Genomic DNA, 23,401 nt, shown 5'->3' on the forward strand with positions numbered 1-23,401 from the left:
ACAACAATAAAATGTGGAAGGACAGGCTTATGAGCATCAAAGTTCGAGATCGGCTTACGCCGGTACTGACGCTGTTGACGGTGGCAGTCTCGTTGGGGTTGTCGGGTTGTTTTAGCGGTGGAGGTGGCGGCAGTGAAGACGACAGCCCAGTTGCTCCTCCTGGAACCTATTCCGCGGATATTCAGCGCACCCAGTTTGGCATCCCGCATATTACTGCCGAGGATTACAAAGGCCTGGGTTACGGTGTGGGCTATGCCTTTGCCGAGGACAATATCTGTTCATTGGCCCGCGAGATTGTGGTTGCCAGCGGCCAGAGCATGCTTTACCTGGGCGACAGTGGCGATATCGCCAGTGACGTCTTCTACACCTGGTACAACTCCCAGACCAAACGAGAGGAATTTCTCGCATCCCAGGATCAGCAGGTCATTGATGCAGTAGAAGGTTACGCGGCGGGCTATAGCCGGTATCTGCGCGATACAGGTGTGGCTAATATCGACCCCGAGTGCGCCGGCGAACAATGGGTGCGCGAGATCGACGTCAACGATCTGCTGGCTGTGTATGGCAAAGGCAATTTACGCGGCGGCCTGTCCAATTTTGTGGGAGCCATTGTTGCAGCGGCGCCGCCGGTACAGAGCGGAGTAATGAGCGGCGCGCGGATGCGCTCTGTCGCCCCGGCAGCTGCAGCCGAGTTCGACATGACCACCATTAACGTCATGGACGGCGGCAGTAACGCCTACGCATTGGGCAGCGAAGTCACCGGCACCAGCAGCGGCATGTTGTATGGCAACCCGCATGAGCCATGGAACGGGGTGCAGCGCTTCTATGAGTTCCACCTCACATTGCCAGGCGAGCTGGATGTAATGGGTGTTGGCCAGCAGGGCCAACCTTTTCCCAATATTGGTTTCAACAGAGATGTGGCATGGAGCCATACCGTTTCCACGGCTAAGCGCTTTACGCTTTATCAGCTCAGTCTTGTGAATGGCGATCCCCTAAAGTACAGCTATGAAAACAGTGAAGGTGTGGTCGAGCAACGTGACATCCAAGTGGTCGAGGTGACCATCCAGTTACCGAACGATCAGACACTAGTTCGGCCCATCTACCTCTCCCACTTTGGGCCCATGCTGGCAGTTAATTTGGTTAACGGTGCATTGCCAGCCTGGGGCGACAACAACCTGGCGTTCGCTATTCGTGATGCGGCCTCGGAAAACCCTCGTGCATTGAATCAGTGGTTGAGCATGAACAAGGCAACCAGCGTGGAGTCCCTGGTTGATACCATGCAGGAAACCGTCGGCCTGCCGTTCGTGAATACCATTGCTACCGATCGTTTTGGCAAGGCGTTGTATGCGGATATCTCCACCGTGCCCCACGTGACCGCGCAGAAACTCAGTGCCTGTATTGCCGGGCAACCGGCGCTTCAAGCATTGGTCAGTTTTGATTTGCCGGCGCTGGATGGCAGCACGGTCGACTGTGAATGGGGTGTGGATTCCGACTCTCCACAGGCCGGCATCTTCGGACGCTCCAACTTGCCGTTCCTGATCCGCGATGACTATGCAGCCAACTCGAATGACAGTTACTGGTTAAGCAATCTGGAGCAACCACTGACCGGCTTCTCGCCGTTGCTGCGCCGCCGGCTGCTGCCGTTCCCAGGCGCTGACACCCCGGAAGGTGTGCCATTGCTGATGCGTTCGCGCATGGCATTCCAGCAGATACTCGATCGGCTGGACGGCTCAGACGGTCTGAGCGGCACCACCTTCACGCTGGATAATCTGCAGGAGGTGGTTTATGGCAACCGCAGCTACGTTGCCGAGTTGGTGCTCGACGATGTGCTGGATGACTGCCTGCTCAATCCACAGATGCCCCTCTCCGACGGTGGAACCATCGACGCCACGTCGGCATGCGACGTTCTGAATACCTGGGACCGTCGCAATAACCTTGAGAGCAGAGGTGCGCATGTGTTCAGAGAGTTCTGGAGGAATGTGCCCTTTAACGAGACCACTGAAACGGCTTTTAACGTGCCTTTTGATGAATCCGATCCGATCAACACCCCTCGCGATCTGATCATCAATGCGGACACCCGCGAAGCCTTGGGTGAGGCGATCAAGTTCTTCGAAGATCGTGATGTGCCGCTGGATGCCACGCTCGGTGAACTGCAGTATGTTGTAGACGCTGGCACTAATGGCGAGCGTATTCCGATGCATGGGGGGCAGGGCCGTGAAGGTGTGTTTAACGTCGCTCAGGGACCGTTGCCAAATGCTGATGGCGAGTACACACCGATCAGTACCGGGCCGACTTACATGCAGTCAGTCACCTTTGATGCGGATGGTCCGGTGGTAGAAGCGCTGCTGGCGTACTCACAGTCAGCGGATACTACGCGGCCTTATCACCGCGACCAGACTCGCCGCTATTCGGCCAAGGACTGGATTCGCTTGCCTTTCAATAGCGATGAGATAGAAGAGCAGGCTGTTGGTGACCTGGTTGAATTAAGAGAGTAAATCTGGCGACACGCTGTCTGCGTGAAAGACACCTCAGGTCAGCCTGGGGTGTCTTTTTGCATATGGGCTGTGTCATAGGTTTTCACACTCTTGTGATTGCTTAATGAACTGCACAGGGTAAATTCAGTCACTTGCTGTACGGAAATGAACTGAACCTATTGGCAGCCAGGAGTTAAGCATGGATGTGATTAACAAGAATGTACTGGGTACGCCGCTTCAGCCATGTTGCCTTGAGATTCGGTCAGGCTTTTATCGTGACGGTTACTGCCGGACAGGCGATCTGGATCTCGGTAAGCATGTCGTGTGTGCGGTGGTGACCAAGGGGTTTCTGGTTTACAGCTTGACCCGTGGCAACGATTTGATCACCCCGCGCCCAGATTGGGATTTTCCGGGGTTAAAGCCTGGAGACAAGTGGTGCCTGTGTGCAACACGTTGGAAAGAAGCGTTTGAGGCGGGTTGCGCCCCACCGGTGGTACTTGAAAGTTGCCATGAGTCGGCAACTGACATTATTGATCTGGATGTGTTGAAGGCGCATGTATGAAATCAGCCGGGTAGTAGGCGGGAAGGCTGGCTGGCGTCCTGTATTTGCCGTGTCGCTGGTGGTATCATCGGCGCCGGTTCATGTCCAAAGAGTTGCTATCTCTGCGGTCTTCACCCAGGTAGCCAGCTTTGCTGTTCTTGCTGTGTCCCCCCGATAAAAACCAATAATCAAATGATGAACAACCTTCTGTCATTAAGTCAGTCGGTGTCATCTGCTATTTCTATTGTTGTTCTAATATGACCAGCAATTATTACACCCTTTATTGATGTATTTTGATTTGATGCCGGAGTTTTAATGCCCAGAAGTCTTACTGCCTTTTCTTCGTTGTATTTCGCCACCTTGTTAATGCTGCTGGGTAGTGGCTTGCTCAGCACCTATCTCGGGCTGCGTCTCTCCGCAGATGGCACCAGCGAAATATGGATCGGCTTGTTAATGACCGGCTATTACGTAGGTCTGGTGATGGGCGCTTCCATTGGTCACCGGCTTATAGCTCGTGTAGGTCATATCCGCGCCTTCGTGGCCAGTGCCGGGGTGGTCACTGCTTCCGTTCTTGGCCATGCCATGACCGCAAGCGTCGAGGTATGGCTGGTCCTGCGATTACTGGTGGGTATGGCGATGATGTGCCAGTACATGGTGCTGGAGAGTTGGCTCAACGAACAGGCGGAATCGCATCAGCGCGGGATGGTTTTTGCCAGCTACATGGGCGTGACCTTTTTGGGGCTTGCGATGGGTCAGGTGGTCCTGACCGCCATGCCGGATCTGGATATCCGCCATCTGCTGATCGTCTCCATGTGTTTTTCTCTCTGCCTGGTCCCGGTAGCGGTGACCAACCGCATCCACCCGGCACCGCTGCACCCGGCACCGATGAAGATCCGCTTGTTTATCGAGCGTATTCCGCTGGCGCTGACCACGGTGGGTGTGTCGGGGTTACTGCTGGGGGCGTTCTATGGTCTGGCGCCCATATTTGCCTCGGTGAGTGGGTTGGCGACCTCGGATATCGGTATTTTCATGGCGGTGACCATTGGCGCGGGCCTGGTCGCCCAGTGGCCAGTAGGTTGGTTGTCTGACCGGTTGGATCGTAGTCGGATGATCCAGGTCAACGCCATCGTGTTGACGGGCGTGGTGTTGTTGATCGCGCTGGCGGATATGTCTCCCATCGGCCTGATGGCGCTGACTTCGCTGTTTGGCGTGTTGGCATTTACCTTGTATCCGCTGGCCGTGGCATTGGCAAACGACCATGTCGAACCCGATGACCGGGTGCCGTTATCGGCGATGTTGCTGGTGACTTTCGGTCTGGGAGCCAGTATTGGGCCGCTGCTCGGCTCGGTATTGATGAAAGCCATGGGCGCTCACATGCTGTATGTGTTTATGGCCTGCTGCACCCTGATCCTCGTCCTGCGTGTGCGGCCAGAGGCGGTCAGTGGGGAACACCTTGTGCCAGACGCGCCGATACACTTCATGCCCGCCGCGGGTAACCTGGTCAGTTCGTCGCTGGCGGCGGCAATGGACCCGCGGGTAGATGAGCATATGGTGGAAGAGCAGATGCGCGATGATGGCCACGTCAAGGCGTCAGAGCGTGATGAGGATCAGGACGACCACCGGCCGGGCTGATTTGGCCGGCATTGCTTCATTAGAGCTGCGCTAGATGCGAGCGCAGCTCAGAATAGATCGTCCTTTTCCAGGCGCCGTGCTTCGCGCTGGAGGAAGTTGACGAAACGGTCGATCTGCCGCTGAACGAGCGGGCTAGGCTGCTTGAAGCGCAGGCCGATATGCGTTTCGTCGATGGCTGCTTCATAGTTGGCGTGACGCACTTCCAGGGTCAGAGTGCTCCTGCCGTTATCCGGCAACTGCAGGTAGCTGAGCTCGAACTCGTCACCGGGGGGCAACTGATGACTACAGTCGCCCGCTACCCGTGCCTTGCAGCCGGTAGCGGAAATATCCATGATGCTGCCGGTCAGGCTCACAGCGCGCTTTGCGTGGACTATGCCGATACCCACATCCAGGCTCCGGCGCACTGCGGCGCGAAAGGCTCCGCGTTTCTGGTGATAAATCATTTCCTGCGGCACCGCCGCACGGTAGGCAGGTGCGTCATCGAGCATGACGGTCTGCGCGCCCGGGCATTGCCAACGGATGTGTACACCGTCAATCCAGGTTTCTAACCGGAAGGACTCACCCATGGCCGCATATCGGTCACCTTCGCGGGGAATCATTTCATCTAGCCACAGCTGCTTGGAATCAGTATCGATCTTGACGATAAAACTCTGAAAGCGTTGGGTACGATCGGTGAAGGTGATGGTAAGTGGATCGTGGCGCTGCTGAATATTTTTCAGTAACGACAGGACCTCTATGGCAGAGCGCACTTCGCGCGGCGGCTGTGGACCAGCTTCTTGGTTGAATAAGGTGGACACTGACGGCTCTCGGTATCAGAAAATCAGGCGTTAACTATACAGCAAGAGAGCGGCAGAGCACCGCAGCTCCCACTTATACCTTGGTCAGGTTACGGGGGGTGCCGCTTCTGCTGGAAAGACCCTGGCTGTCGTAGATGTTCTGACTCGATTCGCCCTGATTGCGCAACAGGTCGAGTAGCTGACCGGTCGCCTGCTGGCTGTGCCGAATTAATCGAGCGTTACGTTCGTTAGCCGTTTTGCAGCGTTGCAAGGCGTCCTTGAAAGCGTGGTAGGTGTTCAAGAGCTCCGCTGTCTGCGTGGTAGCTAAGTGATGTTCAAGGCTCTCGCCCGGCTGGATGCCCACTTGCTGGCAGTAAGTGATGATGGCGCGATCGTGCTGGGCGAGGCTGGTCACCAGCGGCGCTTTCTCGGCCAACAATAGCTCTAGGGCAGGCATGTCGCGATCGACGAGGGCTTTGTGTTCCTGGTCGAGCAACGCTGTAAAGGATTCCGCATCAACTTTTGCGGTAGAAAAAAGCGTATTCAAGTGTTCCATCCGGGTTCTCCGCCTCGAGTGTCAGCAAAGCTTCTGGATGGTACTCCGGATTATTCCTCGAGAGCCAGAAGCTTGTCTGCAATGCGCGCACTGTCGGTCTGGTAAGAGCCGTCACTGATAGCCTGACGAATCTGGGCAACCCGCTCGCTGTCCACTTCAGGCAGATCGCGCAGGCGTTCTTCGATGGCCTGCAACTGTTGAGCCTGGGAGCTCAGCTTCACCCCGTTCTCAGCGCTGACGCTCGGATCGGCAGGGGTCTGCTCCGCAGGGCGTGACGCTTCAGCTGCGTCGCGCTTGCTGTTTGCCGCGGTAGACTGCGCGCTGCGGCTGGCGCTGTTGGAGGTGTTGAAATCGATAACCATTCTGTTTTCCTCAGAATCTGAATGCTTTGCTAGTAGCGTTAACGGCGGCCAGCTTCAGAACTTTAGGATTATTTAACCTGAATTCGCACATATTTTTGCAAGGCTGAAAATGCGTGCGTTGCGTGCGGCCGGAAAGCGTGCCGAATAGCCTGAAAGCACCGGGAACGTTGATCATACCTGATCCGTAGTAAATGTCATTCGCCGCATTACATCGCTACCTCGACCTGACCCGGCCCCATCACTCTGGCTTTGACCACGCGGCCTGAGCGGATGTTCCGTACGCTGATCTGGCTGCCGGTATTACCGCTTTCCATTGCTTCACCCGACATACGCACAGAAACCTGGGTATTGGCCGCGCTGATAACCACCTTGTCACCCCGTTTGATGACTTCATCCTGCTCCAGCATCTGCGGCGAAAGTACCGTGTCGGCATTTATCTGACGGCGCAGACGCATGCCCGCTACCTGCTGAGGGTCGGTCAAGTAGGCGTTGCCGAGCAAGCCCACGTCACGCTCAAGCATTGCCAGATCCGTTGGCTTGATCAGGCTGTGGCGACCAAGTGGACGGGTGACTACGAGAACCTCTTGAAACAGGCTGACCTGGGCCGGAACGAATAGCCGCCAACGAACTTCACTCTCGCAACTCAGGCGCACGGTAACCCGACCTACCGGCTCGGCCGGACTCTCCAGACTGGCAGACAGCGCATTCTCTGGGCATAGCGGCAGGCGCAGGCGCGGGTCGAGACGGTTAACTTGAACGTCATAACGCGCTTCACGCGCACTGCGATCCAGATGGGCTTCAACTTCCTGCTCAAGAAAAGTCGTGGTCGCGCCGATAAGCTGGTCTATCAGCGGATTAGCTGAAAGGCCAGCGCAAAAAAATATCGGCAATGCCGCGCACCCTGTTATAAAACGCATACAATGAACCTTGATGACGAAGGGTTGGCGTATGTCAATAAAACGCCGTTACGTGAGTTACGGTAACCATGCAGCAAGATACGTGCCGCATAACCCGCTATCGATAAGGAGTTGCCCATGGCAGGCGTGATGGATTCGGTCAACCAGCGTACTCAGCTGGTGGGTCAGAACCGCCTTGAGCTTTTGCTGTTCCGGCTTGCCGGAAATCAGCTTTATGGCATCAATGTGTTCAAGGTGAAAGAAGTGCTTCAGTGCCCGAAACTGACGTTGCTGCCAAGGCTTAACCCGGTAGTGCGGGGCGTTGCCCATATTCGTGGCGGCACCTTGCCGATCATTGATCTGAACAAGGCGACCGGCGGCCCGGGCCTGGATGACCTGAGCACGGCGTTTGTGATCATTACTGAATACAACTACCGCGTGCAGGGTTTCCTGGTGCGTTCGGTGGAGCGCATCGTCAATATGAACTGGTCCGATATTCATCCACCGCCACGCGGCACGGGCCGGGACCATTATCTGACCGCGGTAACCCGCGTCGACGAACAGATGGTCGAGATCATCGACGTGGAGAAAATCCTCGCCGAGGTCGTGCCTACGGTAGAAACCATCACTGCCGGCGTGATTGATGAACAAACCCACACCGAAGCGCATGCGCGTCGCGTGCTGATCGTTGACGACTCGTCGGTAGCACGCAAGCAGGTAGCTCGCTGCTTGCAAGAGGTCGGCGTGGAAGTGATCGCCATGAATGATGGCCAGCAAGCGCTGAATTATCTTCGCGAGATGGCCGATCAAGGCGACAAGGTGACGGACGAATTGCTGATGATGGTGTCGGATATCGAGATGCCGGAAATGGACGGCTATACGCTAACGGCCGAGGTCAGAAATGATCCGCGGCTGGTGGGTCTGCACATATTGCTGCACACCTCGCTGTCCGGAGTATTCAACCAGGCTATGGTGAAGAAAGTCGGCGCTGATGACTTTCTGGCCAAGTTCAAGCCTGATGAGCTGGCCCAGCGGGTGATTGATCGACTGCATGCGTTGCGCGGATAAACTGATGACTGATGCTGCAACTCAATATGCTGCAATTCAACTGAGAATGGGACGGGCTGTGTGACATCAGCAAACAAGGACTTCCAGGTTTTCCGCGAATTTCTGGAAAAAGCCTGTGGCATTGTGCTCGGAGACAACAAGCAGTATCTGGTCGCCAGCCGCCTTAATCGGCTGTTGGAACAGCACCAGATAAAGAGCCTGGGTGAGCTTGTGACGCGTATTCAGACCCAACCCAGAGCCGGGTTGCGCGAAGCGGTGGTTGATGCGATGACCACTAATGAAACGCTATGGTTTCGCGATGTCTACCCATTTGATGTGCTTAAAAATCGGCTGATTCCTGAGTTCATCAAGGAGAACCCCGGACAACGGCTGCGCATGTGGTCGGCCGCCTGCTCCTCTGGGCAGGAACCCTATTCATTGAGCATGAGCATTGACGAATTTGATCGGGCCAACCTGGGTCAGTTACGCGGTGGGGCGCAGATCGTGGCTACCGATCTCTCGGGCGCTATTCTCACCGCTGCCAAGTCAGCTCAGTACGATAGCCTGTCGGTCGCACGCGGTTTATCTGCGGACCGGCTGGTGCGTTATTTCGATCAGTCGGTCCCGGGTCGCTGGACGGTCAAGCAACCGATTCGCAATCGGGTGGAATTCCGAGCGCTGAATCTACTTGATAGCTACGCGATGCTCGGCAAGTTCGATATTGTCTTCTGCCGCAACGTATTGATCTATTTTTCCGCTGACCTGAAGAAAGATATTCTCAAACGTATTCATGCGTCCTTGAAACCGGGTGGCTATTTGATGCTTGGCGCCTCCGAGGCGCTCAATGGCTTGCCTGAACTCTACCAGATGGTCCAGTGCAGCCCCGGCATCGTTTACCAAGCCAAATAAGCCTGCGGTTTATATCAATCCCTTCCTCTGATGCTGCCAGGCAGGTTTTTCCTGTCTGGGCGGTGTTGGCACCGGCGTCATCTGCCTAGCCTCGAACATTTGCCGTTGGGCGGTCATTCTTTGCCGCGCTGCCGGTCTTTAATTTCCAACTCGCTGAAATTAAACAATATTTTATATTGGCACGGCACTTGCTATGTCTATTGGCAAGAACACTGTGTGGCTATCTGTTGCCATCCTGAGGAATGCCGGTATGAGTATCAATTTCGATAAAGCATTGGGAATACATGAACAGTCACTGCTGTTTCGCGGCCAGCGAGCAGCGGTACTGGCAAACAATATTGCCAATGCCGATACGCCCAATTTCAAAGCCCGCGATCTGGATTTTGCTGCCGTGCTACAGGCAGAGCAGAGCGGCGAGGGTCGCTCTTTCAATGCGACCCAGACCCACTCCCAGCACATGAATGCCGAAAGTCTGATCGATCAGGCCGCCGGCTTGCGCTTTCGCACGCCGCTACAACCAGCGGTCGATGGCAATACCGTCGATAGCCAGGCAGAGCAGGCGCAATATGCGGATAACGCGATTCGGCTGCAGGCCAGCTTTACCTTTCTCAACAGCAAGTTTTCAGGGCTGATGACCGCCCTGCGTGGAGAGTAAGCCATGTCTCTAAGTGACGTATTCAATATCGCCGGATCCGGCATGAGCGCCCAGTCGGTGCGACTCAATACGGTAGCCAGCAACATCGCCAACGCCGAGACAGTGTCCAGCAGCGATGGTGAAACCTACCGCGCGCGGCAGCCGGTATTTTCCACGGTGTTCAATGCTCAGTCGGGCATGAGCCAAGGCATGGGTCAGTCACTGTTTGCCGGCGATGATCAGGCCGGGCAGGGCGTGGAAGTGCGCGGTATCGTGCAGTCCGATGCCGAGCTTCAAGCGCGTTACGAGCCGGATCACCCGATGGCCAATGAAGAAGGTTATGTGTATTACCCGAACGTCAACGTGGTTGAGGAAATGGCCAACATGATGTCCGCATCACGTGCCTACCAGACTAACGTCGAAATCATGAATGCAGCCAAGACCATGTTGCAGCGCGTTCTCACCCTGGGTCAGTAACAGGAGTTATCCGACCATGAGTATTGCCAATTCAATCGGTACCGGCGCCAGCGTGCTGGATCAGTACGGCCGGGACGACAGCCGTGAGGTTCAGGGTGACGAGATGGGCAAGGACCAGTTCCTTACGCTGCTGGTCACGCAGCTCAATAACCAGGATCCGCTGGCGCCCCAGGAAAACGGCGAGTTCATTGCCCAGCTGGCGCAATTCAGCACGGTGGAGGGTATTGAAACGCTCAATACCTCAATGGAGTCCCTACTCAGCGGCTATCAATCGTCTCAGGCCCTGCAAGCCTCCTCATTGGTGGGGCGTAAGGTCATTGTGCCAACCGACAAGGCAATGGTTGATACCACTGAGGGCGTCAAGGGGCAATTGGCTTTGCCCGAGCCCAGCACCAATGTCTATGTCAACGTACTGGATGATGAGGGCAGCTTGGTGACGCGCATCAATCTCGGGGCTCAGGATACGGGTATGCACGACTTTGTCTGGGACGGTACTGACGCTAGCGGCAATATCATGCCGCCCGGGCGTTACAAGTTTGAAGCTCAGGCCAGTATCGATGGTGAAAACAAGCAGCTTGCGACGTTGTTGCCAGCCAATGTTGACAGCGTTTCTCTTGGCAATGGCGCTGGTGGACAGATGACCCTGAACGTTGCCGGCCTTGGCAGCATCAATTTATCCGACGTGTATTCAATCAGTCAGTAACAGCCGTCCAACAACGAATCGGCAAGGAGCATTACCATGTCTTTTAATATCGGTTTGAGTGGTATCCGGGCGGCGTCATCCGATCTGAATATCACCGGTAACAATATTGCCAACGCGGGCACGGTTGGTTTCAAGGGGTCACGGGCGGAGTTTGGCGACGTGTACGCGGCTTCGATTCTGGGCTCGGGCAGCAATGCTCAGGGCAGTGGTGTATTGCTGGGTAACGTGGCGCAGCAGTTTACCCAAGGCAACATCAATTACACCGAAAACAGCCTGGATCTGGCGGTCAACGGCAATGGCTTTTTCGTGACCAGTAACCAAGGTGCGTTGAGCTATACCCGCGCTGGTTATTTTGGTACAGACCGTGAAGGCTTTATCACCAATAATAGCGGAGCTCGTTTGCAGGGTTTCGCGGTTAATGCTGTTACCGGACAGATCAACCAGGGCGTGCAAACCGATCTGCGTGTGGATACGCGCTCAGCTGATCCCCGGGCTACCACTTCCGTTGAGTCGACCATCAACCTGAACTCTACCAATGTCCGTCTGCCCGTATGGCAGCAGGCATATGACCAGCAAATCGCCACCGCGGCTGATCCGGCCAACCCGACGCCAGCGGAAATTCAGGCTGCAGAGGATGCCGCGCAGGCGACGTTTGATCCAACCAACTCATCAACCTATAACAGCTCGACCTCGGTGAATGTGTTTGACAGCCTCGGCAACCCGCATACGCTGACCAAGTATTTTGTCAAAACCGGCGGCAATGAGTGGGACATGTTTACACTGATTGACGGGCGCCAGGTACCGGGTAACCAGCTACCGACTGATCCTGGTTTTGCTCCGCAACCTACCCAACTGACCTTCGACACGGTGGGCCAACTGGTAACACCGCAGCCGTTAAACAATATCGCTGGTTGGGTGCCTCTCGATTCGTCAGGGCAGCCGACGGGAGCCGATTCGCCAGCAGCCTTCGATATTGATCTGACTGGCACCACCCAGTTCGCATCCAGCTTCGCGGTAACAGCTGTGGTTCAGGATGGCTTCACCACTGGTGAGCTGGCTGGTTTGTCGATTGACGACGAGGGTCTATTGGTCGCGCGTTACACCAATGGTCAGACGCGAACTCAGGGCCAGGTTGTGCTAGCCAACTTTGCCAACCAACAAGGGCTGACGCCGCTGGGCGATACCGCCTGGGCGCAATCTTCTGCCTCCGGTGAGCCGGTCGTAGGCGCGCCGCAATCCGGTACTTTGGGGGCCATTCAATCAGGCGCGTTGGAGCAGTCAAACGTGGATCTGTCTGAACAGCTGATCAACCTTATTATCGCCCAGCGAAACTATCAGGCCAACGCCAAGACCATTCAGACCGAAGATGCGGTAACCCAGACCATTATCAATCTGAGGTAATCCACTTCAGAAACCGGGCCGCAGATAACCCGGTGGAAATAAGGCGGCAAGACAGCAGGCGAAAGCTTGCCGGTCTTGCCGCCTTTTTCTTTGCTAAATTTCAAGCCATTGATATTAAAAGACTAATTTGTCTCGATCGTATATGGCATGAAGTGTGCATTATTCCCTTTGACAACGCCAAAAGCGGCAATTACTTGTCAGAACGGGAGTAGAGCGTGGACAAATCCTTATTCATCTCCATGAGCGGAGCCAGCCAGAACATGCTGGCGCAACGCGCTCACGCCAATAATCTGGCCAACGTCAGCACCACCGGCTTCCGGCGTGATTTCGAGCAGGCTCGTTCGATGCCGGTCTACGGTGAAAGCCTGCCCACCCGCGCCTATGCCATGACGGAGCGGCCAGGTACGGATATGTCGTCCGGTAGCCTGCAGGAAACCGGTCGCGATATGGATCTTGCGGTTGAAGGTGATGGCTGGATTGCGGTTCAGGCGCCGGATGGCACAGAAGCTTATACCCGTGCAGGCAGCCTGAATATTGACGCTTTCGGGCTATTGCGCACCTCCAGCGGCTTGCCGGTACTCGGCAACGCCGGCCCCATCGCTTTGCCGCCGGCAGACAAGGTCGAAATTGGTCAGGACGGCACTATCACCATCCGCGCCCTGGGCGAAGCGCCCAACGTGCTGGCGGATGTGGACCGGATCAAGCTGGTCAACCCGGATCCTGCGACATTGCGCAAGGGCGAGGACGGACTGATGCGGGTCGAAGGCGCTCTTGAACAACCCGCCGACGGCGCGGTACGCGTAGCCACCGGATTTCTCGAAGGCAGCAACGTCAATGCCGTGGAAGAGATGACCGCGATGCTGTCGCTCGCTCGGCAGTTCGAGTTGCATATCAAGATGATGCGCACCGCCGAAGAAAACAGCAGCACGACCAACCGACTTTTGCAGATGAGCTAACGCTAGTTAGCCCTGATCAGGCGCGTCAGTGAACTGACGCGCAAGGAGATACACCATGCACGCAGCACTTTGGGTCAGCAAGACCGGGTTGTCCGCCCAGGACACCATGCTCACGACCATTTCCAACAACCTGGCCAACGTGGCGACCACAGGTTTCAAGCGCGATCGGCCAGAGTTTGAGGATCTGTTGTATCAGATCAAGCGCCAGCCGGGCGCCCAGAGCACCCAGGACACCCAGTTGCCCTCGGGTTTGCAATTGGGTACCGGTGTGCGCGTAGCCGGCACGCAGAAGATCTTTACCCAGGGTTCGCTGCAAACGACCGAACAGCCTCTGGATCTGGCAGTAAACGGACGCGGCTTTTTTCAGATTCTGATGCCCGACGGCAACATCGGCTATACCCGTGACGGTAGCTTTCACCTGGATGCTGATGGCCAGATCGTGACCTCCAGTGGCTTTCCGCTGGAGCCTGGCATTGTACTGCCGGAAGATACCCAGACCTTCACCGTGGGCGAGGACGGGACCGTCAGCGTCGCGGTGTTCGGCGACCCTGCACCACAGCAGTTGGGCATCGTGCAGACCGCCGATTTCATCAACCCGGCCGGGTTGCAGTCGATCGGTAACAACCTGTTCCTGGAAACCGCCGCCAGCGGCGCGCCGCAGGCCGGCAATCCCGGTCAGAACGGCCTGGGTACGGTGCTGCAGAACACGCTGGAGAATTCCAACGTCAGCGTGGTGGAAGAACTGGTCAATATGATCACCACCCAGCGCGCCTACGAAATGAATTCCAAGGTTATCTCCACTGCAGATCAAATGCTGCAATACATCAGTCAGAACCTCTGACCGGAGTGATGTGAAATGAAAACGCTGCGTTGCTCTGTGCTGCTTTGCGTTCTGGCGCTGCTGACCGCTTGCGTTCAGGTGCCCCCGCGTCCTGATGACCCGGCTTACGCGCCGGTGTTGCCGCGCACGCCAATTCCACAAGCATTGAATAACGGCGCTATCTATCAGGCCGGTTTTCATCAGAATCTGTTCGATGACCGCAAGGCTCACCGGGTAGGTGACATCATTACCATCACGCTGCAGGAGCGCATGGCGGCAAGTAAAAGCGCTGACAACGAAATCAGCAAGAACAGCTCGACGCAAATCGCCAACCCTGTCCTTTTTGGCAACGTGGTCGGTGCCAAGGGATTGGATCTCGGGGTGAACATGAGCGGAGACCGCACTTTTGCCGGTGACTCCGAAGCCAACCAGACCAATAGCTTGACCGGTTCAATCACCGTTACCGTGGCCGAGGTACTGCCCAATGGCATCTTGCGCGTTCGCGGCGAGAAGTGGATTACGCTGAATAATGGTAACGAACTGATCCGCATTTCCGGTCTTGTTCGCAGTGACGACGTATCCACAGACAACACTGTCCCCTCTACCCGGGTAGCGGACGCGCGTATCGCCTATTCCGGTACCGGTGCTTTTGCCAATGCCAGTCAACCTGGTTGGCTGAGCCAATTCTTTCTTAGCCCCCTTTGGCCCTTCTAGGAGTCATGAGCATGCGAAGCCTGCTGTTATGCCTGTGTGTTCTGCTCATCAGCCCTTTGGCGCAAGCCGAGCGGCTGAAGGATATTGCCAGCATTGCCGGCGTGCGGAGCAACCAGTTGATTGGTTATGGCCTGGTCGTGGGGCTGGATGGTTCGGGTGACCAGACCAGCCAGACGCCCTTTACCGTACAAACCTTCAACAACATGTTGACCCAGTTCGGTATTACCGTGCCGCCAGGTACGCGCATCCAGATGCGCAACGTAGCTGCTGTGGCTATCCACGCTGACCTGCCGCCTTTTGCTCGTCCGGGGCAGAATATCGACATTACCGTGTCCTCAATTGGTAACTCGAAAAGCCTGCGCGGCGGTAGTCTGTTGATGACTCCCCTTAAAGGTATCGATGGCGAAATTTACGCGATTGCCCAGGGCAACCTGGTAGTCGGTGGCTTTGGTGCGGAAGGTGCCGACGGTTCACGAATTACCGTCAATGTACCGAGTGTCGGGCGCATTCCAGGCGGCGCTACGGTCGAGCGGGCAGTGGAGAGCCCGTTTGCTACCGGCAGCCATCTGGTGTTCAACCTGAACCGCCCGGATTTCACTACCGCCAAGCGGGTAGTGGATCAGATCAACAACACTTTCGGCCCGGATGTGGCACAGGCTCAGGATGGCGGCTCGATCAGCGTGCGCGCGCCGCTGGACCCCAACCAGCGGGTTGATTACATGTCGATGGTCGAGAACCTGCAGATTGAGCAGGGCAACGCTGCCGCCAAGGTGATCATCAACTCGCGTACCGGCACCATCGTGATCGGTCAGGACGTACGTGTTCAGCCCGCTGCGGTAACCCACGGCGGCCTGACGGTGACTATTTCCGAAAATATTCAGGTCAATCAGCCCAACGCACCCTTTACCGATGGTGTGACCACTATTACGCCCAGCTCACAGATCAATATTGAAGAAGGTGACAGCCGGATGTTCGTTTTCAATCCGGGTGTGTCGCTGGATGAGATCGTGCGCGCGGTCAACCAGGTGGGTGCAGCGCCCGGCGATCTGATGGCGATTCTTGAAGCATTGAAACAGGCCGGTGCGTTGAATGCCGACCTGGTTGTGATCTGAGCGAGGAACCGATCATGAGCCCGAACAGCGTCAGCTATACCGACCTCAACTCGATGAACGAGATGAAGGTCGGCTCAAAGGCCAACAGCCCGGACAACATCAAGCGTGTTGCCGAGCAGTTCGAATCGCTGTTCATGAACATGATGATCAAGAGCATGCGTGATGCGAATGCGGTATTTGCCGAAGGCAATCCGTTGAACACGCCGCAGACACGTTTCTATCAGGACATGCATGACAATCAGATGTCGGTTCACCTGGCGGAAAAGCAAGGGGTCGGCCTGGCCGACGTGATGATGCGTCAGCTCTCCCCACAGACCGCCGCCGCACCAGCTGCGACCACCTTGGACCGGGCGCCGGCGGTCTCTCCGGCTTCGGACGCACGTGCTGCGGCGCCCGCTTCCGCTGGTGCCGATCATTCGGCGCTGCTGGCCCGCAGGCGCCTGGCCTTTTCATTGGGGCATAGTGGCATGCAGGCAGCTCAGCTCAGCGCTCAGGTGGCCAGCGCTGCTGCGAGTGGCAAATCTGAAGTCGCTGATACCTGGCAACCACTCCGCGGACTGCAGTCCAGCGCACGGCAACATCCAGCGACCGCTGAAGTGCGTCAGTACGCTGCCGTGAGTAATTCTGCGTCAGTGGGCCAGTCGCGCTTCAACAGCCCGGCGGAATTTGTCAGCACCATGCTGCCAATGGCGGAGAAGGCCGCAGAGCGTCTGGGTGTTGATCCACATTATCTGGTCGCCCAGGCCGCATTGGAAACCGGTTGGGGCAAGTCCATCATCAAGCAGGCAGATGGCAGTACCAGCCACAACCTTTTTGGTATCAAGTCCCACGGGGGCTGGCAGGGTGAGTCGGCCAATGTAGTGACCCACGAATATCGCAATGGGGTGAAGGCTCAGGAGCGCGCTGATTTCCGTAGTTACGCCTCCTTCGAGCAGAGCTTCGATGATTATGTCGATTTTCTGCACGACAACGGCCGTTACCAGCAGGCACTGACCACCACAGCGAACCCGGATAGCTTCTTCCGCGAGTTGCAACAGGCCGGTTATGCCACCGACCCGCAATATGCCAATAAAGTGTCGCAGATCGCCCGCAAGCTGATCAGCCAGCAGCAGGTGGCTGATACAACGCCCGCTACTGCTCCGGCAGCCGATATTGCGTTTGCTGGCAATGAGGCGGTAGATACTCCGGTGGCCGGCCTGGCTGACCATCTCACTAGCCAGGGCAGGGCGTAAACATGGCTGATCTGTTCAATATCGGGCTCAGCGGTCTACGCGCCAGCCAGACAAATCTGTCGGTCACAGGGCAGAACATTACCAACGTCAACACCCCTGGCTACAGCCGTCAGGCTGCAGTGCAGGCAGCACGTGAGCCGTCATTCAGTGGCGTCGGCTATATCGGTAACGGTACCAATATCACCGATGTGAAACGCATTTATAATGAGTTTCTGACCAACCAGGTGCGTACCAGCACCTCTATCAACTCTGAAGTGACTGCGTTCCGTGGGCAGATGGAGGAGCTCAATACGCTGCTCTCCAGTACAGCGACCGGTATCACCCCTGGCTTGCAGAATTTCTTCGATGCGCTGCAGACGTCGATTGAAGATCCAGCCAGTCTGGCTGGCCGTCAGCTGTTCCTGTCGGAGGCCGAAGGTCTGGCTTCGCGGTTCAATACGGTGCAGGAGCGACTCTCGACCCAGACGCAGTTTATTGGTGAACAGATGAGCTCGCTGACCGATCAGATCAGCCGTTTGTCGACCTCTATTGCGGGCTACAATGATGCTATTGAAAAAGCAGCGGCTAATGGCTCGCAACCCAACGACCTGCTTGATTCCCGTGATGAGGCGGTGCGGCAGCTCAGCGAGTTGGTTGGCGTTACGGTCGTCAAGCAAGATAGTAACAGCATCAATATCTTTATTGGCTCGGGCCAGCCCCTGGTCGTGGGCAAGGAAGCTTCGCGTCTTGAAGTGGTGCAGGGTCGCTCGGACCCCAGCCGTGCCGAAGTGGTGCTGGTTACCGGTGGCAGTCAGCAGGAAATCACTAACCTGGTCAGCGGCGGAGAACTGGGCGGCCTGATTCGCTACCGGCGCGATGTGCTGGACCAGGCGATGAATTCGGTTGGCCGGCTGGCCTTGTCGATCGCCAGTGAAGTCAACGATCAGTTGGGCAAGGGTCTGGATATCAATGGTCAGGCCGGCGGGCAGTTGTTCAAGGATATCAATAGTCCGGATCAAGTCGACTCGCGCAGTCGCGCCCGACCGACCAACACTGACCCCAATACCAGCCTGGATATTCTGATCACCGATACGGCGCAGTTGAGCACCTCGGATTACGAAGTATTGTTCAGCAGCGCCACCGAGTTCAGTGTGCGTCGCGTATCGGATGACAAGGTCAGTGGCCCCTTCGATATCAATAGCGTGCCGCCGCCGGAGCTGGATGGCTTCAGTATCAACCTGGGCGGTGCCGGCGCCCTGGGGGCGGGGGACCGCTTTCTGCTGACGCCCACGCGCAGTGGAGCAGGGGCCATGGACGCGGTCATGAACCAGCCAGAGGAGTTGGGATTTGCCGCACCGGCCAAGGTCGACGCGAGTCTGGAAAATCGCGGCAACGCCAAGGTAACCCAGCCGACACTGGTAGCTGGGCCCCAGCCAATCGATCCAGCGGTCATGCAGGGCTTCATGCCTATCACGCTTACCTACGATGAAGCCAATTCGCAGTTTTTGCTCAGCAGCCCCGCCGGCCCGGTGGATCCCGCGACGATCAGCGTCACGCCCGGCCAAGGCAATGAGCTGGAGTACGAGATCGAAGGCTATCGCTTCAGCATGAACATGACCGGCACTCCTTTGAATGAAGACAGCTTCGAGGTTGGGTTCAATACGGGTAAATCCGACAACCGCAATGCGTTGATTCTGTCCGATCTGCAGACCGATGCGGTGCTGGGTCAGGCCGGTGGTGCGGCGGGGTATTCGTTCTCTGACGGCTATGGAGATCTGGTGCAGCGGGTGGCGACTTTTACCGCGCAATCTCGGTCTGACAGCGAGGCCAGCGGGGCAGTTTTGAAACAGACGCAAAACAACCGCGATTCGGTTTCAGCAGTGAACCTGGACGAAGAGGCTGCCAATCTGATCAAGTTCGAACAGTATTACAACGCCTCGGCGCAGGTAATTCAGATTGCTCGCTCGGTATTCGATACACTCATTAGCAGTATTCGCTGACAGGTAAACGGCCATGCGTATTTCCACGATTCAGGCTTTCAATACCGGCGTGCAGGGCGTGCAGGATAACTACTCCAGGGTCACGCGCACGCAGGAGCAGGTCAGCTCCGGCAAGCGAATACTGTCACCAGCGGATGATCCGGTTGCTAGCGTGCGTTTACTGCAGCTGGATCAGCAAGCCAATAAACTGGACCAGTATGATGCCAACCTGACCGCAGCGACGAACAGCCTTTCGCAGGAAGAGGCGATCATCAATTCGATCAACAACAACTTGCAGCGAGTGCGGGAAATCGCTCTGCAGGCAGGTAACGGCGCCTTGGATCAGGGCGCTCGCGAGGCGTTGGGGCAGGAGCTGGTAGAGCGTGAGGAGGAGCTGGTGGCATTGTTTAACAGCCGCAATGCCCGGGGCGAGTATCTTTTTGGCGGCTTTCAGAGCCAAAACCCACCCTTCGTCAAGGAGCCGAATGGGACTTATACCTACCAGGGAGATGAAGGCCAGCGCTCGATCCAGATTGCCGGCTCCAAGCAGGTGGCAATCAATGACAATGGCAAGAACCTCTTCGTTGACGTGCCCAACGTCAACCGGGTAACCACCGAAACGCTGACCGGCAGTGCGCGGATATCTCTGGGCGTGGTTGAGGACAAGAGCGCCTACGACACCCAGTTTTACCCCAACGACAGTGTCACCATCCGCATTGGCGCAGATGGTGAAAGTTACGAAATTCTGGATCAGAACAGTGATCCGCTGACGCCGCCGGTTACGGGTGTGATAGAGCCCAATGAAGATCAGAGCTATCAGGTTCGATTCGGCGGGGTGGTTGTCACACTGGATGGTGAGTTGGCCGAGAACGACGAATTCCAGATTACCCGTGGCGCCGTCGACGGCGGCGCAGAAGTTCAGGAACGCCGCAGTATTCTGCAGACCGTTGCGGAGTTGCGTAACACGCTGGAAACCACAGGTGACAGCACGGAAGACAAGCTGCTACGCCGCGACCAGTTGGGGATAGCGGTAGAGAATCTGGACAATGCAATGAATCAGGTCCTGAGCGTGCAAACCAGTATCGGGGCGAGGATGAACGTAATTGACTCGACCCTCGAAGAGAATGCCGAAATCAAGCTCATCAATAAGGAGATGACCGCCGATCTTTCCGAGCTGGATTATGCCGAGGCGCTAAGTCGCCTCAGCTTCGAAACAGTTGTTCTACAGGCCGCACAGCAGAGCTTTGTCAAGGTCAGTGGCCTGAGTCTGTTCAATCTGATTTGAACCGCGTGAGGTCTTTACGGCCGAGGCTGTCAGGAATTAGCCAGCCCCTCCAGAATCGGACAGTCCGGCCGCGCATCGCCATGACAGCATTCAGCCAGGTTACTCAGAGCGCTATGCATGGACTGCAGGCCGGCAATCTTTTCCTCCAATTCCTGCAAATGCATCTGCGCCAGCGCCTTGACCTCGGCGCTGCTGCGTTCCTGGTTCTGCCAGAGCGCGAGTAGCTGGCTGATCTGCTCAATGCTAAAACCCAGGCTACGCCCGCGATGGATAAACCGCAGGCTGTGCAGATCCCGTTCACTATAACGCCGATAGCCCGCCGGGCTGCGCTCGGCAGCGCCGAGCAAACCGATGCTCTCGTAGTGACGAATCATGCGCGGTGTCAGTTGACTGATCTTGGCGGCCTGGCTGATATTCATACGCGCTCCGCTATTCGGGGCTGAGGTTTCCAGCGCTTGAGCAACAGTGCGTTAGATACCACGCTGACGCTACTCAGCGCCATTAATGCGCCTGCCAGCATCGGGCTGAGCAAGCCCATAGCTGCCAAGGGTATGCCCAGACTGTTGTAAACAAAGGCCCAGAACAGATTCTGGCGGATCTTGCGCCAAGTATGCCGCGAGATGTCCAGCGCTGCCGGTACCAGCTGTGGGTCGCCACGCATCAATGTAATGCCGGCGCTGTGCATGGCCACGTCGGTGCCGGTAGACATGGCCATGCCGACATCGGCGGCGCTGAGCGCGGGAGCGTCATTGATCCCGTCGCCGATCATCGCCACCACCTGGCCCTGGTCGCGCAGGTTTTGTATATGCCGCGCTTTGTCTTCTGGCAGCACCTGCGCTTCGATATGCGTGATGCCCAGTTGCTCGCCGACAGCCTGGGCGGCGGCCTGGCTATCCCCGCTGATTAACCAGCTGTCGATATTCAGTTCGCGCAGCTGATTGATGGTGCGCAGCGCTTCGGGCTTCAAGGTGTCAGCAAATGCCATCAGCGCAATCGGTTCAGATGCACCCTCAACTGCCAGCCAGGACACCGTATGGCCTTGGTTCTCATGCTGTTGAGTCAACCGGGCCGAGCTTTCCAGGCTTACCTTCAGGTCAGCCATAAGCCGCCGGTTTCCCAGCCATATGCGCTGCCCTTCGATCAGCCCGCTGGCGCCTAGCCCGGAATGAACACGAAAGTCCGTGGCGGCTGGAGCATTCACCTGCTGCGCATTGGCATAATCCAACAGCGCCCGGGCGAGCGGATGTTCGGCGTTGCGTTGTAACGCGACCGCCAGCATCAGTGCCGAGCCTTGTTCCTCTTCCCGAGTTTGTGCGAGGGCGCCCAGCGCGGCAAAGGTCACCAGACTGGGTTTGCCTAATGTCAGCGTGCCGGTTTTGTCGAATACCACAGTGTTGACCTTGTGAGCCAGTTCCAGCGCCTGGGCATCGCGGATCAGTATGCCATGGCGTGCAGCGACGCCCGTGCCGACCATAATCGCGGTCGGCGTTGCCAGACCCAGTGCACAGGGGCAGGCAATCACCAGCACGGCTATCGCGTTCAGCAGCGCCTGTTCGCCGCCAAACCAGAGGCTGCCGAGTCCCCAGGTCAATGCCGCTATCAGCAATACAATGGGCACAAAGACCGCACTGACTCTATCCACCAGGCGCTGGATCGGGGCTTTGGAGGCCTGTGCGCTTTCCACCAGGCGGACGATTCTCGCGAGCATGGTGTCATGCCCGACGGCGGTGGTTTCAACCACCAGCATGCCATCCTGATTCATCGCGCCGGCGCTGACGGAGTCACCGGGCTGACGGCTGACAGGCAGGCTTTCGCCGGTGAGCATGGACTCGTCCACATGGCTGCCACCCTCGCGAATGATCCCATCTACAGGAATGCGTTCGCCGGGCTGAATCAGCACGTGATCCCCCAGATTGATCTGCTCGAGCGGCACCAGTTGCTCACCGTCAGCCGTTCGCAGCCGGGCCATGTCCGGGCGCAGGGCAGTAAGAGCGCGGATGGCATCCAGCGTTTGGCGCTTGGCGCGACTTTCAAGGTATTTACCCAGTAGTACGAAGCTGACGATCACTGCAGAGGCTTCGTAATACAGTTCAGGCATCACGCCGGCCGGACTGGTAAAGACATGCCAGCTACTTAACGCCCATCCTGCCGACGTACCCAGGGCCACCAGCAGATCCATGTTGCCGGTGCGGTTGCGCAGCGCATGCCAGGCACCGCGGTAAAAGCGTGCACCGAAATAGAATTGCACGATTGACGCCAGCAGCAGCTGCAGTAGCGGTGGCAGCATGAACTGGTGATAGCCGAAGAGGGCGGGGAACATGCCTAAGGCCAAGGGGGCGCTCAGCAAGGCGGCAAAAATGACGTGGCGCCGCTCGCTTTTCAGTTTGACGGCTTGTACGTCTTGCTCTTCAGCCGTCGCGGGCGTGACCCAGCGCCCAGGGTAGCCGGCCTTTTTCAAAGCGCTGAATAGCTCGTCGGTCGGCATACCTGCCAGGTACATGACCCGCGCTTGCTGACTGGCCAGGTTGACCTCGGCGCCGAGCACGCCAGGTACTGCCAGCAGCGCCGTTTCTACGCGGCGGACGCAGCCGGCGCAGCTCATGCCTTCGATGCTCAGTTGCTTGGCTTCGGTCGCCAGCTGATAACCGGCCTGGTCGAGCGCGGTGCTGACGGCGCTGAGCTGGCTGGTGGCGTCAAGCTCCAGGTAGGCAGTATCGGAAGCAAGATTGACTTGCACCTTGGAAGCGCCGGGCACTGCGGTGAGCGCGCGCTCGACCCTGCTGACGCAGGAAGCACAAGTCATACCGTTAATAGGAAGGGTGATGGCAGTCATGGTGGTTACTCGAAGCTGAACCAGCGTGAACTGTGCACCTTGACATCATGTCAAGGTCAAGCAAAAGCGTACATAAGGATTTACCG

At 57.0% G+C, this 23,401-nt stretch carries 22 protein-coding genes; 16 read left to right on the top strand and 6 right to left on the bottom strand.

All coding sequences use genetic code 11. The annotated features are described in order from the left end of the window. The first annotated feature begins 29 nt into the window (after positions 1-29). From DT594_RS01130 to DT594_RS01140, 3 genes are all read left to right on the top strand, one after another. A complete protein-coding gene (locus DT594_RS01130; protein ID WP_149330992.1) occupies positions 30-2,492 on the top strand; it encodes a penicillin acylase family protein in 2,463 nt (820 codons plus the stop codon). A gap of 178 nt (positions 2,493-2,670) precedes the next feature. After that, entirely contained in the window at positions 2,671-3,033 is a 363-nt protein-coding gene (locus DT594_RS01135) for a DUF2237 family protein (RefSeq protein WP_149330993.1), read from the top strand. Between the two features lie 294 nt (positions 3,034-3,327). Beyond that, positions 3,328-4,644 (top strand): MFS transporter, encoded by a 1,317-nt coding sequence (locus tag DT594_RS01140; protein ID WP_149330994.1) that lies wholly within the window; start codon positions 3,328-3,330, stop codon positions 4,642-4,644. A gap of 47 nt (positions 4,645-4,691) precedes the next feature. On the opposite strand, the gene DT594_RS01145 is transcribed toward DT594_RS01140, so the two are convergent. The 4 genes from DT594_RS01145 to flgA form a co-directional block, all read right to left on the bottom strand. Beyond that, on the bottom strand, positions 4,692-5,441 hold the full coding sequence (locus tag DT594_RS01145; RefSeq protein WP_149330995.1) for a flagellar brake protein: 750 nt from the start codon (positions 5,439-5,441) through the stop codon (positions 4,692-4,694). 73 nt (positions 5,442-5,514) lie between these two features. Then, on the bottom strand, positions 5,515-5,976 hold the full coding sequence (locus DT594_RS01150; protein WP_149330996.1) for a flagella synthesis protein FlgN: 462 nt from the start codon (positions 5,974-5,976) through the stop codon (positions 5,515-5,517). A gap of 50 nt (positions 5,977-6,026) precedes the next feature. Further along, positions 6,027-6,338 (bottom strand): flagellar biosynthesis anti-sigma factor FlgM, encoded by a 312-nt coding sequence (gene flgM, locus DT594_RS01155; RefSeq protein WP_149330997.1) that lies wholly within the window; start codon positions 6,336-6,338, stop codon positions 6,027-6,029. Between the two features lie 206 nt (positions 6,339-6,544). Beyond that, the gene (gene flgA / locus DT594_RS01160) at positions 6,545-7,255 is read right to left on the bottom strand and encodes a flagellar basal body P-ring formation chaperone FlgA (RefSeq protein ID WP_149330998.1); all 711 of its coding nucleotides are present in this window, start codon (positions 7,253-7,255) and stop codon (positions 6,545-6,547) included. Positions 7,256-7,372: 117 nt separating this feature from the next. On the opposite strand from flgA, the gene DT594_RS01165 reads away from it, so the two are divergent. The 13 genes from DT594_RS01165 (at position 7,373) to flgL (ending at position 20,482) form a co-directional block, all read left to right on the top strand. Next, positions 7,373-8,302, top strand: coding sequence for a chemotaxis protein CheV (locus DT594_RS01165; protein WP_149330999.1), 930 nt, complete (start codon positions 7,373-7,375; stop codon positions 8,300-8,302). Between the two features lie 60 nt (positions 8,303-8,362). Further along, the gene (locus DT594_RS01170) at positions 8,363-9,190 is read left to right on the top strand and encodes a CheR family methyltransferase (protein ID WP_149331000.1); all 828 of its coding nucleotides are present in this window, start codon (positions 8,363-8,365) and stop codon (positions 9,188-9,190) included. A 250-nt stretch (positions 9,191-9,440) separates the two neighbouring features. Continuing rightward, positions 9,441-9,845, top strand: coding sequence for a flagellar basal body rod protein FlgB (gene flgB / locus DT594_RS01175; protein ID WP_096346130.1), 405 nt, complete (start codon positions 9,441-9,443; stop codon positions 9,843-9,845). A gap of 3 nt (positions 9,846-9,848) precedes the next feature. Continuing rightward, on the top strand, positions 9,849-10,301 hold the full coding sequence (gene flgC, locus DT594_RS01180) for a flagellar basal body rod protein FlgC (RefSeq protein WP_096346129.1): 453 nt from the start codon (positions 9,849-9,851) through the stop codon (positions 10,299-10,301). A 16-nt stretch (positions 10,302-10,317) separates the two neighbouring features. Continuing rightward, entirely contained in the window at positions 10,318-11,004 is a 687-nt protein-coding gene (gene flgD, locus DT594_RS01185) for a flagellar hook assembly protein FlgD (RefSeq protein WP_149331001.1), read from the top strand. Between the two features lie 36 nt (positions 11,005-11,040). Beyond that, complete coding sequence (locus tag DT594_RS01190) at positions 11,041-12,405, top strand: flagellar hook protein FlgE (RefSeq protein WP_149331002.1); 1,365 nt, start codon at positions 11,041-11,043, stop codon at positions 12,403-12,405. A gap of 215 nt (positions 12,406-12,620) precedes the next feature. Continuing rightward, positions 12,621-13,361 carry a flagellar basal-body rod protein FlgF gene (gene flgF / locus DT594_RS01195; protein WP_149331003.1) on the top strand — a complete coding sequence of 247 codons (741 nt, stop codon included), beginning with the start codon at positions 12,621-12,623 and terminating at the stop codon, positions 13,359-13,361. Positions 13,362-13,416: 55 nt separating this feature from the next. Beyond that, positions 13,417-14,202: a flagellar basal-body rod protein FlgG gene (flgG, locus tag DT594_RS01200; protein WP_149331004.1), complete on the top strand. Its 786-nt coding sequence runs from the start codon at positions 13,417-13,419 to the stop codon at positions 14,200-14,202. A 15-nt stretch (positions 14,203-14,217) separates the two neighbouring features. Then, entirely contained in the window at positions 14,218-14,895 is a 678-nt protein-coding gene (gene flgH, locus DT594_RS01205) for a flagellar basal body L-ring protein FlgH (RefSeq protein WP_149331005.1), read from the top strand. Between the two features lie 11 nt (positions 14,896-14,906). After that, the gene (locus tag DT594_RS01210) at positions 14,907-16,007 is read left to right on the top strand and encodes a flagellar basal body P-ring protein FlgI (RefSeq protein ID WP_149331006.1); all 1,101 of its coding nucleotides are present in this window, start codon (positions 14,907-14,909) and stop codon (positions 16,005-16,007) included. A 14-nt stretch (positions 16,008-16,021) separates the two neighbouring features. Then, positions 16,022-17,239 carry a flagellar assembly peptidoglycan hydrolase FlgJ gene (gene flgJ, locus DT594_RS01215; RefSeq protein WP_149331007.1) on the top strand — a complete coding sequence of 406 codons (1,218 nt, stop codon included), beginning with the start codon at positions 16,022-16,024 and terminating at the stop codon, positions 17,237-17,239. 2 nt (positions 17,240-17,241) lie between these two features. Beyond that, positions 17,242-19,218, top strand: coding sequence for a flagellar hook-associated protein FlgK (gene flgK, locus DT594_RS01220; protein WP_149331008.1), 1,977 nt, complete (start codon positions 17,242-17,244; stop codon positions 19,216-19,218). 13 nt (positions 19,219-19,231) lie between these two features. Then, positions 19,232-20,482: a flagellar hook-associated protein FlgL gene (gene flgL / locus DT594_RS01225; RefSeq protein WP_149331009.1), complete on the top strand. Its 1,251-nt coding sequence runs from the start codon at positions 19,232-19,234 to the stop codon at positions 20,480-20,482. A gap of 29 nt (positions 20,483-20,511) precedes the next feature. Here flgL and cueR read toward each other — a convergent pair whose 3' ends face one another. Continuing rightward, positions 20,512-20,901, bottom strand: a complete 390-nt coding sequence (gene cueR, locus DT594_RS01230) for a Cu(I)-responsive transcriptional regulator (protein ID WP_149331010.1) — start codon at positions 20,899-20,901, stop codon at positions 20,512-20,514. Continuing rightward, positions 20,898-23,315, bottom strand: a complete 2,418-nt coding sequence (locus DT594_RS01235; RefSeq protein ID WP_149331011.1) for a heavy metal translocating P-type ATPase — start codon at positions 23,313-23,315, stop codon at positions 20,898-20,900. Before DT594_RS01235 ends, cueR begins: the two co-directional genes overlap by 4 nt. Positions 23,316-23,401: the final 86 nt, after the last annotated feature.

Origin of the sequence: Halopseudomonas laoshanensis (assembly GCF_008365385.1) — a bacterium.
Lineage (GTDB): Bacteria > Pseudomonadota > Gammaproteobacteria > Pseudomonadales > Pseudomonadaceae > Halopseudomonas > Halopseudomonas laoshanensis.

What these genes read in the sequence shown, in the direction of transcription:
- DT594_RS01130 (WP_149330992.1), top strand. Translation starts at nt 30, where the DNA reads ATGAGCATCAAAGTTCGAGATCGGCTTACGCCGGTACTGACGCTGTTG.
- DT594_RS01135 (WP_149330993.1), top strand. Translation starts at nt 2,671, where the DNA reads ATGGATGTGATTAACAAGAATGTACTGGGTACGCCGCTTCAGCCATGT.
- DT594_RS01140 (WP_149330994.1), top strand. Translation starts at nt 3,328, where the DNA reads ATGCCCAGAAGTCTTACTGCCTTTTCTTCGTTGTATTTCGCCACCTTG.
- DT594_RS01150 (WP_149330996.1), bottom strand. Translation starts at nt 5,976, where the DNA reads ATGGAACACTTGAATACGCTTTTTTCTACCGCAAAAGTTGATGCGGAA.
- flgM (WP_149330997.1), bottom strand. Translation starts at nt 6,338, where the DNA reads ATGGTTATCGATTTCAACACCTCCAACAGCGCCAGCCGCAGCGCGCAG.
- flgA (WP_149330998.1), bottom strand. Translation starts at nt 7,255, where the DNA reads ATGCGTTTTATAACAGGGTGCGCGGCATTGCCGATATTTTTTTGCGCT.
- DT594_RS01165 (WP_149330999.1), top strand. Translation starts at nt 7,373, where the DNA reads ATGGCAGGCGTGATGGATTCGGTCAACCAGCGTACTCAGCTGGTGGGT.
- flgB (WP_096346130.1), top strand. Translation starts at nt 9,441, where the DNA reads ATGAGTATCAATTTCGATAAAGCATTGGGAATACATGAACAGTCACTG.
- flgC (WP_096346129.1), top strand. Translation starts at nt 9,849, where the DNA reads ATGTCTCTAAGTGACGTATTCAATATCGCCGGATCCGGCATGAGCGCC.
- flgD (WP_149331001.1), top strand. Translation starts at nt 10,318, where the DNA reads ATGAGTATTGCCAATTCAATCGGTACCGGCGCCAGCGTGCTGGATCAG.
- DT594_RS01190 (WP_149331002.1), top strand. Translation starts at nt 11,041, where the DNA reads ATGTCTTTTAATATCGGTTTGAGTGGTATCCGGGCGGCGTCATCCGAT.
- flgG (WP_149331004.1), top strand. Translation starts at nt 13,417, where the DNA reads ATGCACGCAGCACTTTGGGTCAGCAAGACCGGGTTGTCCGCCCAGGAC.
- flgH (WP_149331005.1), top strand. Translation starts at nt 14,218, where the DNA reads ATGAAAACGCTGCGTTGCTCTGTGCTGCTTTGCGTTCTGGCGCTGCTG.
- DT594_RS01210 (WP_149331006.1), top strand. Translation starts at nt 14,907, where the DNA reads ATGCGAAGCCTGCTGTTATGCCTGTGTGTTCTGCTCATCAGCCCTTTG.
- flgJ (WP_149331007.1), top strand. Translation starts at nt 16,022, where the DNA reads ATGAGCCCGAACAGCGTCAGCTATACCGACCTCAACTCGATGAACGAG.
- flgK (WP_149331008.1), top strand. Translation starts at nt 17,242, where the DNA reads ATGGCTGATCTGTTCAATATCGGGCTCAGCGGTCTACGCGCCAGCCAG.
- flgL (WP_149331009.1), top strand. Translation starts at nt 19,232, where the DNA reads ATGCGTATTTCCACGATTCAGGCTTTCAATACCGGCGTGCAGGGCGTG.
- cueR (WP_149331010.1), bottom strand. Translation starts at nt 20,901, where the DNA reads ATGAATATCAGCCAGGCCGCCAAGATCAGTCAACTGACACCGCGCATG.
- DT594_RS01235 (WP_149331011.1), bottom strand. Translation starts at nt 23,315, where the DNA reads ATGACTGCCATCACCCTTCCTATTAACGGTATGACTTGTGCTTCCTGC.